Genomic DNA, 12,722 nt, shown 5'->3' on the forward strand with positions numbered 1-12,722 from the left:
GCGCGGTGGCCAAGGTGTTTTCGCAGATCGATGAGTCGTTGCGGGAGTTCATCGGAAAGCAGGCGATGTTCTTCGTCGCGACCGCACCGTCCGACGGGGGACGGGTGAACCTGTCGCCGAAGGGATACCGCGACACCTTTGCCGTGCTCGACGAGCACACCGTGGCGTACCTCGATCTGTTCGGCAGTGGTGTGGAGACCATCGCGCATTTGCGGGACAACGGGCGCATCACCATCATGTTCTGCTCGTTCACCCGCAACTCGCGAATCCTGCGCTTGTTCGGTACCGGCCGGGTCGTCCGGCCCGACGAGGCCGAATTCGAGAATCTCCGGGAGCATTTCGGGAGCGATCATCCGGGCGTCCGGATGGCCATCGTGATCAGCGTGGATCGGATCGCGGACTCATGTGGATACTCGGTGCCCTACTACGACCTCGTCGGTGAACGCCCGGTGCTCGACGCCCATCACGCCCGGCAGCCGGCGGAGAAGTACGCCGCGCGGATCTCCGGAGACAACGGGCGCAGCATCGACGGCCTGCCCGCGCTGGACCCCGGGCACCCCCTGCCGCCGGTAGCCGGGCGGTAGCGGCTGCTCACTGTGGTGCCGGTCACCGAGACCGACACCACGGCCGCGCTTCAGAATCCGGATACCGCCGACACCTGGAACGGGGTGGTGGGACTGCCCTGTCCGAGCGGGCCGCCTTTGTCGAATTGCGAGGAGACCACCAGGGTCGTCTCCGATACGTGGGCCAGGGTGGTCGGGGTGCCCAGGGCGTCGTTGAGGAATCGGTCTGCCGGGGGTAGCTCGGTAGATGGTGCCGGCGGCGAAGGGGAAATAGCGGCCCGGTACCGGCCGCCGGATCCACGGCCCGCTGCGCCGGTCGGCCCAATCGGGCCGCTGCCCCCGCTGCCGGACCAGGCTGACCGGCGTCACCGCATTCGCTGTCGCTGGGTCAGAATGGTCGGATGAGCGATGCACCGGACAGCGGATCCGATCCCTTTCTCTGGCTGGAAGAGGTCACCGGCGAACGGGCCCTGGATTTCGCCCGGGCGCACAACGAGGTGGTCATGGAGCGGTTCGCCGCGGCCGACCGGTTCGAGGTGCTGCGGGCCCGGATCCTGGACATGCTCGATACCGACGCCAAGATCGCGTTCCCGGGCCGGCGCGGGAAGTGGTTGTACAACTTCTGGCGCGATGCGCAACATCCGCGGGGGCTGTGGCGGCGGACCACGTTCGGCGAATACATGAAGCCGGAACCGGAATGGGATGTGCTCATCGACCTCGACGCGGTGGCCGCGGCCGAGGACGAGAACTGGGTGTGGGGCGGGGCGGGGGTCCTTCGGCCCGAACAGACCCGGGCGCTGATCAGTCTGTCGCGGGGCGGCGCGGACGCCAAGGTCGTTCGTGAATTCGACCTGGAGACAAGGCAATTCATCGCGCCGGAGGACGGCGGATTCTTCCTGCCGGAGGCGAAATCCCGGCTGAGCTGGATCGATATCGACACCGTCTACGTGGGCACCGATTTCGGCCCGGGATCACTGACCGATTCCGGTTATCCGCGGATCGCGAAGCGCTGGCGGCGCGGTACGGCACTCGACAGCGCCGAGACCGTATTCGTAGGCACCGCAACGGATGTCGCTGTTTCCGCCGGTTACGACCGCACGCCGGGATACGAGCGTCATTACGTCGCCCAGGCCACCGATTTCTTCAACGAGGAGGTGTACCTGCTCGACGCCGGCGGTTCGCGGATCCACCTCGAGACGCCCTCGGATGCCGATGAGTCGTGGTACAAGGAGTGGCTGCTGGTGCGGTTGAAGTCGCCGTGGGAGGTCGGTGGGCGAACCTACGGCGCGGGTTCGCTGATCGCCACGAATTTCGACCGTTTCCTGGCCGGGCACCGGGAATTCGAGGTCCTGTTCGAACCCGACGCGCACACTTCGCTACACGGTTACGGCTGGACCGAGAACCATCTGCTCCTGGTGACCCTGGAGGATGTGCAGACCAAACTGTATGTCCTCACACCGGACGCCGAAGGGTGGCGCACCGAACCGCTCGCCGACACTCCACCCATGGCCACCACCAGCATCATGAATCTCGACCCGCTCGAAAGTGGCGATGAATTCATGCTGATGACCAGCGGTTTCACCACTCCCACCACCTTGCTGGCGAGTGCGGTCGGTGCCCCGGCGACCGAACTGAAGCAGGAACCCGCATTCTTCGACGCGGCCGGGATCGATACCGAACAATTCTTCGCCCGCTCCGACGACGGCACGATGATCCCGTATTTCGTCATCCGTCATCGCGAGAATCGCGGCCGCCCGGGGCCGACGGTCATGTCCGGTTACGGCGGGTTCGAGGTTTCCCGCACCCCCGCATACAGCGGCGCGTCCGGTATGGGCTGGCTCGAACAGGGCGGCACCTGGGTGATGACGAATATCCGCGGCGGCGGGGAATACGGACCCGAATGGCATACCTCGGTGCAGAAAGCGAACCGGTACAAGGTGTACGAGGATTTCTCCTCGATCGCCCGCGACCTGGTGGACCGGGGTATCACCACCGCGCCGCAACTGGGTGCGGTGGGCGGTAGCAACGGCGGCCTGCTGATGGGCGTGATGCTCACCCGGTATCCGGAATTGTTCGGCGCCCTCGTCTGCCAGGTGCCCCTGCTCGATATGCGCCGGTATCACCGGCTGCTGGCCGGGGCGTCGTGGATGGCGGAATACGGTGACCCCGATATTCCCGAGGAATGGGCCTACATCAGCCGCTATTCGCCCTATCAGAAAGCGATGGAAACCGGCGCGGGCGCGGCCTATCCGCCGATTCTGCTCACCACCTCCACCCGTGACGACCGCGTACATCCCGGGCATGCGCGGAAAATGGCGGCGCTGCTCGAGCAACAAGGGCATCGCATCTGGTACCACGAGAACATCGAGGGCGGGCACGGCGGGGCCGCGGACAACAAGCAGTCGGCATTCCAAGCGGCCCTGATCTACGAATTCTTCACTCAGATGCTGATCGAGGGACGTACCGCGAAATAACGTTCAGCGGTCGTGCAGCCAATTCTCGATCCGGTCCACCACCGGGCCGGGATCGGAGATCCAGCCGTTGTGGCCCAGCCGCCGCGGTTCGTGCCATCGGGTTCTGTCCGCGGCGGGCAGTTTGTCCAGCAGGTGGTTCGCCGTGGCCGGCGGCGTCAGCTCGTCGCCGGCCAAGGTTATCGACAGGACCGGCAGTTTCAGCCGGGCTATTCGTTCCTCGTAGTCGATATCCGCACCGGCCGGGGCGAATTTTCCGGTGCGGGCGAGCCGGGCCCAATCCGAGATCAGCACCTTGGACTGGCGGCCGAACCCGTTGGGGCCGAGTTTGTCGCCGGGCCAGACACCGGCGAGGTTGGCGGTGAGCGATATGGCGGCGGTGCCCAGCAGCAGGCCCGGGCCCCGGATGCCGCCGAAACCGCGGTAGTAGGGAGTGCCGGAGGCGACGAGAATCAACCCGCCGAGCCGTCCCCGCACCCGGGCGGCGTAGAGCATCGACAGATGCCCGCCCATACTGTGACCCAGCAGGTACGGGGTGCTGTCCGGGAAGCGGGTGCGCACCGCCTCGAAGATCGCCGGAAAATCCACCGCGGCCAGTTCGTGGTAACCGTATGTGCTGGCAGCGCTGGGTTTCGGGGTGCTGTCGCCGTTGCCGCGCAGTTCGCCGACCGCCACATCGAACCCGCGGCGGGTGAGTTCCCGGGCGAAGTACACGTAGAACTCCCCGGGCACCCCGAGCCCGGGGATCATCACGATCACCGGCCGCGGCCGGTCGAGGGTGATCGGGTGCCGATGCGGGCCGGTAGCCGGGAGCAGCCGCACCGGCACGGTGCTCCCGTCCGGCATCTGGATGGCAACGGTTTCCACGGTGGGAAGCCTATGCGCCTACCCGTCGTGCTGCCCGTGCGCCGCGGCGTCAGGCGCGGATGGCGCCGATGATGATCCGGCTCAGCACCCGGATCACCTCGTCGAGCGGCCGCTGGGGTTCGATCCCGCTCCATTCTTCGACGACGTAGTTGACCGCGCCGATGATCGCGAGCATCCGCAGGTCGTAATCGCCGGTCGGGATCTCGCCGTGTAAGGCGGCATCCTCGGCGGCCCGGGCCAGTACGGCACTCCAGGAGCGCCGGGATTCGGTGCGCAGCTTCTCGACTTTGGTCCCCGCGCCGACCACTTCGACGAGCACGACCCGGGCTCGTCGCGGATCGGAGCCGATGGATTGCACGTAGGCGCGCACCGCCGCGTCGATACGGTGCAGTGGGCTCTGGTCGGCGCTGTGGTCCAGCGATGCCAGTACCGCGTCGCGCGATTCGCGGTCGATGAGAGCGAAGAGTTCGACGAGTAAGGATTCGCGGCCGGTGAACTCCTCGTAGAACTGACGCGAGGAGAGCCCCGCGTCTTTGCAAATGGCACCGACCGAGCTATTGGCGTACCCGTCGCGGGCGAAAACCGTCAGGCCGGATTCGAGAAAACGAGCGCGCCGCTCGCGTTGCCGATCTTCTACGGGCTGGCCGGCATACCTTCGTCCCGAATTCGCTTCCTGTGACATCGCGCAGAACAATACCGAAAAGCCCGATCCCCTCGTCATCGATCGGGCCTTTCGTAGCGCACCGGTAGCACCCTGCGGGTTTGCCGAAAGTTGGCTGCCCGCAAGCCTGGTCGCCGGTGAAACTGCCAAATCGGACAGTACCCGGTCGCGGCACGGTATGCGCGATTTTAGAGGGAAATTCTAGAATAATTTCTTTCGGCCGCGCGGGGTCGAGGCAATTACGCGGCAACACATAGTGTTCACCGTATGGGAACCGCACTGCTGTATGGACTCGGTACGGCCATTCCATTGGTGATCGGTGCCGCTATCGGTTTGCGTTACACATTGCCTCGGCCATTGCTCGCCTCGTTGATGGCCTTCGGTGCGGGCACCATGATCGCCGCGGTTTCCAACGAGTTGTTCGAACCGGCTTTCGTCCAGGCCGGGGCTTTCACCGCCGGTGCCGCACTGTTCCTCGGAGCCATCGTCTACGTGGTGGCCAACCGATTCCTCGAACGACGCGGCGGCGGTGCCGCCGTCGGCTGGGCTCTCATGCTGGGTACCGTCCTCGACGGGGTCCCGGAGAACACGGCGCTGGGGGTCACGCTGAGTTCCGGGGGCGGCCTGGTGCTGCTGGTGGCCATCGCGGCCGGCAATGTCCCGGAGGCGATCGGCGGCTCCGCGCTACTGCACCGCGAAAAGGATGTTGCCGGCGGCCGGGCTTTCGGTCTGTGGGTATTGACGGGCTCGGTGCTCGTCGCGGTCACCGTGGGCGGGCAGGTGCTCTCCGAGCATATCGACGCGACCGCGATCAGTGGCGTACAAGCCTTCGCCGGTGGCGCCACCGTCGCGGTCCTCGCCGATTCGCTCATGCCGGAGGCCTACCGCGAGGGCGGCTGGTGGGTGGGTATCGCGACCGCGGCGGGTTTCCTGGTCGCCTTCCTGCTCGGCTGATCCAGCCGGACCAGCATCTTGCCCGAGTTGGCTCCGGTGAGAACACCGAGAAAGGCGGCCGGCGCCTGTTCGAGCCCGTGGTAGACCGTCTCCCGCGTCCGCAGTGTTCCGTCGGCGAGCCAGCCGGCCGCCTTCGCGATGTACTCGCCGAAAAGCGGGAAGTAGCTGTTGACGAGCATGCCGCGCAGGGTGATCTCCTTGGTGGCGGCCAGGTACAGATCCGGGCCCGGCTGGGCGGTCTCGCCGTCGTAGCCGCTGATGGCGCCGACCAGGGCGATGCGCCCACGAGGGCGCATCGCCGCCACCGCGGCCCGCAGCTGCTCGCCGCCGACACTGTCGAGGTAGACGTCGATACCGTCGGGTGCGGCCTGTGCGAGCTGCCCGGGCAGGTTGCCGGCCCGATAGTCGATCGCCGCATCGAAGCCGAATTCGCCCGTCAGCAGTTCGGTTTTCGCCGGACCGCCCGCCGAGCCGATCACCCGGCCCGCCCCGAGCACGCGCGCCAGCTGCCCCGCGACACTGCCGACCGCGCCCGCCGCCGCCGAGATGAACACGGTGTCACCCGGCCGGACCGGCGCCACATCGGTGAGAGCGGCGTAGGCGGTGAGCCCGGTGGTGCCGAGTGCGCCGAGGTAGTGGTGCGCGGCGGCCAGAACTGGATCGATCGGTGTGGCCTGCGCGGCGTCGAGCACCGCATGCTCGCGCCAGCCGGCGAAATGGGTGACGGTCGCCCCGACCGGGATATCGGCGGAGCAGGAGGCGATCACTTCGCCCACGGCCGAGCCTTCCAGCGCCTGCCCCAGCTGGAACGGGGGGATGTAGGAAGGTTTGTCGTCCATCCGCCCGCGCATGTACGGGTCGACCGACATCCAGGTGTTGTGAACCAGGATCTGGCCGTCGGCGAGTTCTGGAATCGAGGTTGTGACCAGGGAGAAGTCGGCCGCTGTCGCCGCGCCCGCCGGCCGTGCGGCCAAATGGATCTCGCGCGTCGTGGCGGGGAGCGCCGGATGTGCCTGCTCGCCGGCGAACTCGCGGGTGGCTCGGCTCTGTGGATCTGCCTGCATGGTTGCGCCTTATCTCGTTTCGTGGACGGTTCGTCCGGATACCCACGACGCTATGGCGGTCCCCGGCCGCGTCCCAGGTCCGCGCGTGCCGCCTACCGGTCCGTACGCGCCAACTCGGGTCCTGTGCGCCTGCACCGCGCTCGCCGGTGGTGCGGACCGATCCGGCTGCGGCCACCGGGTACACGGTCGGAAACCGCGCGCCACCTCGGCCTTGTGAGTGCCGCTCGTGGGCCTGCGGGACAAGGCTCGACTGCCGGCGTTGCTGCGCCCGACGAGGCGGTGTGCTGATCGGCGCGGCCCGGGGCGAGCCGATCAGCGGGTGCGCAGGGCACTCGGCGGCGACCCGTTCCAGCGGCGAAAGGCTTTGCGCAGGGCGCGGTCATCGGTGAAGCCGAGCCGGGCCGCCACCGTGGCTGTCGTGGCGCCGGCGGACAGCAGCGCTTCGGCGCGCCGATAGCGGAGGAGGTCGAGTTCGTGCCGCCAGGTGGTGTCGTGTTCGGCGAGGCGCCGTTGCAGGCTGCGCGGGCTCAGCGCCAGCCGGGCGGCGACGGTGGCCAGGGTGGGGTCGCCGGTATCGATCGCGGCGGCCAGCGCGGTGCGGAAATCCTCCAGGGGTCCGGGGATCGGACGGGCCGAGGCGAGGACCAGGTCGGCGTGACCGCGCAGCAGTTCGGCGAGCGCGGGGTCGGCCCGTTGCAGCGGAGCCGCCGCATCGGCCGCGGCGAATGTGATGGTGTCGGCGGGCGCGTCGAAGTCGATCCGGTGGGTGCCGAACCCTTCGGTCAGCGCACGGTGGTCGCGGGGAGCGGGATGGCTGAACGTGACTCGCGCCGGCGCGACCGGTCGCCCGAGGCCCTCCCGGGCCCGCCGCAAGTAGTAGGCCAAGACGTACTCGTTGATCACCGAGGTGACCGCTGGATCGTCGGCGGTGGTGCGGTAGCCGATGGTCAGCTCGTCGTCGTACCGCAGATCGAATCCCTCGGTGGCCGCGGTGACCAGCCGGTGATACGGCTGCGCGGCGGTGAGCGCGGCAGCCAGCGTGGTCCCGGTCGTCACGAGATAATCCCAGGTGCTGAGCCTGCCGAGGGGCGCATCCGCGGCCACCGCGAGCCCCGCGCCCGGTCCGGCGCCCGCGAGCAGTTCCCACAGTTCGACCAGTGACCGCAGCGGTACGCGGTCGAGTTCGCCGCGCGATTCGCGCTCGTCCGCGCCGTGGATCGCGCCGATCCGGTCGGGGCCGGCGCCCGCCCGCACCGCGGCGTCCCGGACGAGGCGGATCAACTGGGTGGAGGCGGTCCCGGCAAGTGGATCGAGGAAGGCGGGCGCCGGATCGTTTCGGCCGGCCGCGGCCGGTGACGGGCGGTCCGGGCGGTGGGCACCGGTCGGGCCGAGGCCGGGAGGTCGAGCGGTCACCACGGATACCAACGTTAGTCGCCCGCGGTGCCGCGACGGTGCCGGTGATCCGGCTCACCAGTGGGGACGGGTGGGGTGGGCCGCGGCAGGCGGCGAGAGTTAGGCTCGACACCGTGACTTCCCACTACGATGTCGTCGTTCTCGGTGCTGGTCCCGGCGGTTACGTCGCCGCGATCCGCGCCGCTCAACTCGGCCTGCGAACAGCGATCGTCGAGCAGAAATACTGGGGTGGCGTATGCCTGAACGTGGGCTGCATCCCGTCCAAGGCGCTGCTGCGCAATGCGGAGCTGGCCCATATCTTCACCAAGGAAGCGAAAACCTTCGGTATCTCCGGGGAGGCGTCGTTCGATTTCGGGGCGGCGTTCGACCGGAGCCGTAAGGTCGCGGACGGCCGGGTCAAGGGTGTCCACTTCCTGATGAAGAAGAACAAGATCACCGAGTACGACGGCAAGGGATCGTTCACCGACCCCAACACCATTTCGGTCGAACTCAGCAAGGGCGGCACGGAGTCGATCACCTTCGACAACGTCATCATCGCCACCGGCACCACCACCAAACTGCTGCCGGGTACCTCGCTGAGCAAGAATGTGGTCACCTACGAGGAGCAGATCCTCACCCGCGACCTGCCCGGTTCGATCCTGATCGTCGGCGCCGGCGCCATCGGGATGGAGTTCGGCTACGTCCTGCGCAACTACGGCGTGGACGTGCGGATCGTGGAATTCCTGGACCGCGCGCTGCCCAACGAGGACGCCGATGTGTCCAAGGAGATCACCAAGGCGTACAAGAAGCTGGGGATCACCATCACCACCGGCGCCGCCGTGCAGTCGATCGACGACGACGGGTCCAAGGTCACCGTGGCGATCAAGGACAACAAGTCCGGCTCCGTGGAAACGGTCACGGTCGACAAGGTGCTGCAGGCCGTCGGGTTCGCGCCCCGCGTCGAGGGCTACGGGCTGGAGAACACCGGGGTCGCACTCACCGAGCGCGGTGCCATCGCCATCGACGACAACATGCGCACCAATGTGCCGCATATCTACGCCATCGGTGACGTGACCGCGAAACTGCAGCTCGCGCATGTCGCGGAGGCGCAGGGTGTGGTCGCGGCCGAGACCATCGGCGGTGCGGAAACCCTCACGCTGGGCGATTACCGGATGATGCCGCGGGCCACCTTCTGCCAGCCGCAGGTCGCCAGCTTCGGGCTCACCGAACAGCAGGCGCGCGACGAGGGCTACGACGTGAAGGTCGCGACCTTCCCGTTCACCGCCAACGGCAAGGCGCACGGCCTCGGCGATGCCACCGGATTCGTGAAGCTGATCTCGGACAACAAGTACGGGGAGCTCATCGGCGGGCATCTGATCGGCCCGGATGTCTCCGAACTGCTGCCGGAACTCACTCTGGCGCAGAAGTGGGATCTCACGGTGAACGAACTGGCCCGCAATGTGCATACGCACCCGACGCTGAGCGAGGCGTTGCAGGAGGCGATCCACGGCCTGGCCGGTCATATGATCAACTTCTGATCGTTTTCGCCGCGGTTCGGCCCGGCGGGACCCGGCGCGGTACTTCCGCGCCGGGTTTTTACGTTCCAGGGCCGGGAGACCGGTAGGAATCCTGCTAGGGGGCGTCGCGATTCCCGGATGTACGCGCGCCGTCGAGAAAGATCGCGAGTACCGCGGCGCTGGCCTGCTCCACTCCGGACTCGCCGCGCAACACCATGAGCAGCGCTTTTTCCAGTAGCCCGGTGAACATTTCGAACAGCGTGTCGACGCTCAGGTCGGTGCGCAGCGCGCCGGAGCCGGCGCCGCGGGCCAGAACGCCGCGGACCGGATCACCCAGGCGCTGTTTCAGGTCGGCGTCCTTCTCGGGAAGCTGCGTTTCCGGTTGTAGCAGGGCGGCGTACTTGCTACCGGCGGTCAGGAAACCGCGGGTCAGGCGGGCGAGCGCGGTGGGTACCGGGACCGAGTCGAGATCGGCGTCGGTGATACGAGCGATCAGGTCCCGTGCTGCCGCCGCGGTGAGTCCGCTCAACAGGGCTTCCCGATTGGGGAAGTAGCGGTAGAGGGTCGCGCGGCCGATTCCGGCGGCCGCGGCGATTTCGGCCATGCTCGCGGTGCCCCGTACGGCCAGCACGTCGGCGGCCGCGGTGAGGATCGCGGCTTCGATGTGATCGCGGAGAGCGGGACGTTCGGTCATGGCCCGAGCATATAGTTCGGTCCCATTCGTTGACAGCGGAATCTCGTCATGAGACATTAATGTCTCACCATGAGATGGGAGAAGATCATGCCTACGAAACGAGTTCTGGGATCCACAAATATCGAGGTCACGCCGATCGGGCTGGGGTGTATGCAATTCGCGGGGCCCGGCCTGGGGGCCCAGTTCTACCCGGAACTGGATGGCACAACGATCGGCAGCGTGGTGAAATCCGCGCTGGACAGCGGTATCAACTGGTTCGATACGGCCGAGATGTACGGCGGTGGACATTCCGAACGCGCGCTGACCACGGCGCTGCGGGCGAGCGGAACCGGCCCCTCCGAAATCTCGATCGCCACCAAATGGACTCCGCTGGGCCGCACCGCAGGGAATATCGCCGCCACCATCGACGCGAGAATTTCGGCTCTACAGGGCTTCCCGATCACATTGCACCAAATACACCAGCCGTTCGGCAGTTTCTCCTCGCAGGCCCGGCAGGTCGAGGCGATGGCTCGGCTCCAGCAAGCGGGCAAGATCGCGCATATCGGCGTCAGCAATTTCTCCGCCCGCCAGATGGAACGCGCCGACGGGATTCTGCGGGAACAGGGGTTGCGGCTGGTCGCCAATCAGGTGCAGATCAGCTTGCTGCACCGCAAGATCGAGGACAACGGAGTACTGGAAACCGCCCGCCGGCTCGGGATCACCCTGATCGCCTATTCACCCCTGAAATCCGGGCTGCTCACCGGCAAATTCCACGAATCGCCGGATCTGCTGGGCGATGTCCGTCCCATCCGCAGGGCGTTGGGCCGATTCAACCAGCGCACCATGGCCCGCACCGCACCACTGATCGACGAACTCCGGAAACTGGCCGCCGCGTACGGCGTCACACCGGCGCAGATCGCACTGGCCTGGTTGATCACCTACTACGGCGACACCGTGGTCGCCATCCCGGGCGCCTCCAAACCTCACCAGGCCACCGAACTCGGCGCCGTAATGGACTTGCGCCTCACCGAGCCGGAGCTGACTCGGCTGGCGGAAATCTCGGCGCCGCTGAATTGATCGAACCGGTCATCGGTGACCGTGACTTCCGCAGGAGGTCTATGCCCCGGCTGCGTACCCGACCGGGTTGCCGGGAACGGCAGCCGTCAGAATTCGTCGCGGCGGATGCGGAGGGTGTGGATGGTGGCGGCCAAACCCTCGTATTGGTTGACCAGAAGGACGATTTCGATCAGGCGTTTGTCGTCGTAGTAGGTGGCCAGATGGTTCCAGGTGTCGTCGTCGATATCGCGGGTCTGCACCAGTTGGTCCACCGCGGTCAGCAGGGCGCGGTATTTATCGGTCCAGCCGTCGGCGCCCGCGCCTCGGCGGATCCGGTCCAGGATTTCCGGGGTCACCCCGGCGCGGCGGCCCAGGCGGATGTGGTGATCGGTTTCGTAGGCGCAGTCACGCAGGTGGGCGACACGCAGGATCACCAGTTCGCTGTCGTGGCGGCGTAACCGGCCGGCGGGCATGAGCATGCCGGAGAAATGCAGCCAGCCGCGGAACAACCGGCCCGTGCGGCCGAGTGTGCTGAACAGCTGGGCGTCCGCGGTGCCGGAGGCGCGGGAGAGGACCTGCCAGGCCGCCCAGTTGACCGGTCCCAGCTCGCGCAGGCGGCCGGGGGCGATCCGGGGTTGCGACGCCGAAACCATCAATCTGCCCCTCTCGGGTGGAAACCTTGTGCTGCCGCGGCCTCGGGAGCGCACGGCTGTCTGCGAACCTACCCGCCGCGCGCTCCGTTCGCCGCGATCAAGACCGTGCGGTCTCGCCGTGGCCGATCAGCTCGGACACCGTGACGAAGCGGTAACCCTCGGCGCGCAGTGTCGCGACGAGGGGCCCGATGGCTTCGCGGGAGGCCGCCCCGCCGCCGAACATGGTGTGCAACAGGATGATCGATCCCGGCCGGACCTGCTCGACCGTGGCGGCGACGATCGCATCGGCCGAGGTATTCCCCGCTTCCGGTTCCACATCCCAGGTGATCGTCGTCCGGTCGTGGTCGGCCAGATAGTGCGGCAGGGTCCACAGTTTCTTGCCGTACGGCGGCCGGAAGGTGATCTCACCCCGGTAGCCGGTGCGGCGGATCTCGGCATCGGTGCGTTCCACCTCGTCGGCCACCGTCGCGGGCGAGACCAGCACCATGCGGCGATGGTTGTAGGTGTGGTTACCGATCTCGTGGCCGGCTTCGGCGATCGCGCGGCCGAGTTCGGGGCGGGCGGCGAGATCACGGCCGTTGAGGTAGAAGGTCGCGGGTATGTCCGCGGCGGCGAGCAGCTCGAGGACTTCGCCGGCGCGGTCGCTCGGACCGTCGTCCAGCGTCAGCGCCACGACCTTCTCACCGGTTTCCACTCGATCCACCAACCGGCCCGCGAGCTGGTAGGTGCGGGAATTCATCAGGAAATAGCCGCCGGTCACCACCAGGAGCACCGCTACCAGCCCGAGTGCCGAACCGACCATCCACCGCCGCATCCCAGCTGTATACCAGGACTATCGGAACCGGCGCGCC

Annotated in this window: 12 protein-coding genes; 5 read left to right on the plus strand and 7 right to left on the minus strand. The window is 67.3% G+C overall.

Annotated features, from left to right (window positions below; all coding sequences use genetic code 11):
* Window positions 1–5 precede the first annotated feature (5 nt).
* Window positions 6–584 carry a pyridoxamine 5'-phosphate oxidase family protein gene (locus QH276_RS18300; RefSeq protein ID WP_280402539.1) on the plus strand — a complete coding sequence of 193 codons (579 nt, stop codon included), beginning with the start codon at window positions 6–8 and terminating at the stop codon, window positions 582–584.
* Window positions 585–964: 380 nt separating this feature from the next.
* Entirely contained in the window at window positions 965–3,037 is a 2,073-nt protein-coding gene (locus tag QH276_RS18305) for a prolyl oligopeptidase family serine peptidase (protein ID WP_280402540.1), read from the plus strand.
* A 3-nt stretch (window positions 3,038–3,040) separates the two neighbouring features.
* Here QH276_RS18305 and QH276_RS18310 read toward each other — a convergent pair whose 3' ends face one another.
* Both QH276_RS18310 and QH276_RS18315 read right to left on the minus strand, forming a co-directional pair.
* Window positions 3,041–3,901 (minus strand): alpha/beta hydrolase family protein, encoded by an 861-nt coding sequence (locus QH276_RS18310; RefSeq protein ID WP_280402541.1) that lies wholly within the window; start codon window positions 3,899–3,901, stop codon window positions 3,041–3,043.
* A 49-nt stretch (window positions 3,902–3,950) separates the two neighbouring features.
* Window positions 3,951–4,583 carry a TetR/AcrR family transcriptional regulator gene (locus tag QH276_RS18315; protein WP_280402542.1) on the minus strand — a complete coding sequence of 211 codons (633 nt, stop codon included), beginning with the start codon at window positions 4,581–4,583 and terminating at the stop codon, window positions 3,951–3,953.
* Between the two features lie 246 nt (window positions 4,584–4,829).
* Between QH276_RS18315 and QH276_RS18320 the strand changes: the two genes are divergently transcribed.
* The gene (locus tag QH276_RS18320; protein ID WP_280402543.1) at window positions 4,830–5,516 is read left to right on the plus strand and encodes a ZIP family metal transporter; all 687 of its coding nucleotides are present in this window, start codon (window positions 4,830–4,832) and stop codon (window positions 5,514–5,516) included.
* Here the strand turns inward: QH276_RS18320 and QH276_RS18325 are convergent.
* On the minus strand, window positions 5,444–6,580 hold the full coding sequence (locus tag QH276_RS18325; RefSeq protein ID WP_280402544.1) for an NADP-dependent oxidoreductase: 1,137 nt from the start codon (window positions 6,578–6,580) through the stop codon (window positions 5,444–5,446). The two genes, QH276_RS18320 and QH276_RS18325, sit on opposite strands and share 73 nt — an antisense overlap.
* Window positions 6,581–6,892: 312 nt before the next feature.
* The gene (locus QH276_RS18330) at window positions 6,893–7,993 is read right to left on the minus strand and encodes an AraC family transcriptional regulator (RefSeq protein ID WP_280402545.1); all 1,101 of its coding nucleotides are present in this window, start codon (window positions 7,991–7,993) and stop codon (window positions 6,893–6,895) included.
* A gap of 113 nt (window positions 7,994–8,106) precedes the next feature.
* On the opposite strand from QH276_RS18330, the gene lpdA reads away from it, so the two are divergent.
* The gene (gene lpdA / locus QH276_RS18335; RefSeq protein ID WP_280402546.1) at window positions 8,107–9,510 is read left to right on the plus strand and encodes a dihydrolipoyl dehydrogenase; all 1,404 of its coding nucleotides are present in this window, start codon (window positions 8,107–8,109) and stop codon (window positions 9,508–9,510) included.
* 94 nt (window positions 9,511–9,604) lie between these two features.
* On the opposite strand, the gene QH276_RS18340 is transcribed toward lpdA, so the two are convergent.
* Window positions 9,605–10,183 (minus strand): TetR family transcriptional regulator, encoded by a 579-nt coding sequence (locus QH276_RS18340; protein ID WP_280402547.1) that lies wholly within the window; start codon window positions 10,181–10,183, stop codon window positions 9,605–9,607.
* A 69-nt stretch (window positions 10,184–10,252) separates the two neighbouring features.
* Here QH276_RS18340 and QH276_RS18345 point away from each other — a divergent pair, with 69 nt between their 5' ends.
* Window positions 10,253–11,239 carry an aldo/keto reductase gene (locus QH276_RS18345; RefSeq protein WP_280402548.1) on the plus strand — a complete coding sequence of 329 codons (987 nt, stop codon included), beginning with the start codon at window positions 10,253–10,255 and terminating at the stop codon, window positions 11,237–11,239.
* Between the two features lie 86 nt (window positions 11,240–11,325).
* On the opposite strand, the gene QH276_RS18350 is transcribed toward QH276_RS18345, so the two are convergent.
* Together QH276_RS18350 and QH276_RS18355 are read right to left on the minus strand one after the other, a co-directional pair.
* A complete protein-coding gene (locus tag QH276_RS18350; protein ID WP_280402549.1) occupies window positions 11,326–11,871 on the minus strand; it encodes a carboxymuconolactone decarboxylase family protein in 546 nt (181 codons plus the stop codon).
* A gap of 97 nt (window positions 11,872–11,968) precedes the next feature.
* Window positions 11,969–12,685, minus strand: coding sequence for a polysaccharide deacetylase family protein (locus QH276_RS18355; RefSeq protein WP_280402550.1), 717 nt, complete (start codon window positions 12,683–12,685; stop codon window positions 11,969–11,971).
* Window positions 12,686–12,722 lie beyond the last annotated feature (37 nt).

Source organism: Nocardia carnea, from assembly GCF_029869215.1.
In the GTDB taxonomy this organism is placed as follows: Bacteria; Actinomycetota; Actinomycetes; order Mycobacteriales; family Mycobacteriaceae; genus Nocardia; species Nocardia carnea_B.

Coding starts and splice junctions, on each gene's coding strand:
- QH276_RS18315 (WP_280402542.1), bottom strand. CDS start 4,583: ATGTCACAGGAAGCGAATTCGGGACGAAGGTATGCCGGCCAGCCCGTA.
- QH276_RS18340 (WP_280402547.1), bottom strand. CDS start 10,183: ATGACCGAACGTCCCGCTCTCCGCGATCACATCGAAGCCGCGATCCTC.
- QH276_RS18320 (WP_280402543.1), top strand. CDS start 4,830: ATGGGAACCGCACTGCTGTATGGACTCGGTACGGCCATTCCATTGGTG.
- QH276_RS18350 (WP_280402549.1), bottom strand. CDS start 11,871: ATGGTTTCGGCGTCGCAACCCCGGATCGCCCCCGGCCGCCTGCGCGAG.
- QH276_RS18355 (WP_280402550.1), bottom strand. CDS start 12,685: ATGCGGCGGTGGATGGTCGGTTCGGCACTCGGGCTGGTAGCGGTGCTC.
- QH276_RS18325 (WP_280402544.1), bottom strand. CDS start 6,580: ATGCAGGCAGATCCACAGAGCCGAGCCACCCGCGAGTTCGCCGGCGAG.
- QH276_RS18305 (WP_280402540.1), top strand. CDS start 965: ATGAGCGATGCACCGGACAGCGGATCCGATCCCTTTCTCTGGCTGGAA.
- QH276_RS18345 (WP_280402548.1), top strand. CDS start 10,253: ATGAGATGGGAGAAGATCATGCCTACGAAACGAGTTCTGGGATCCACA.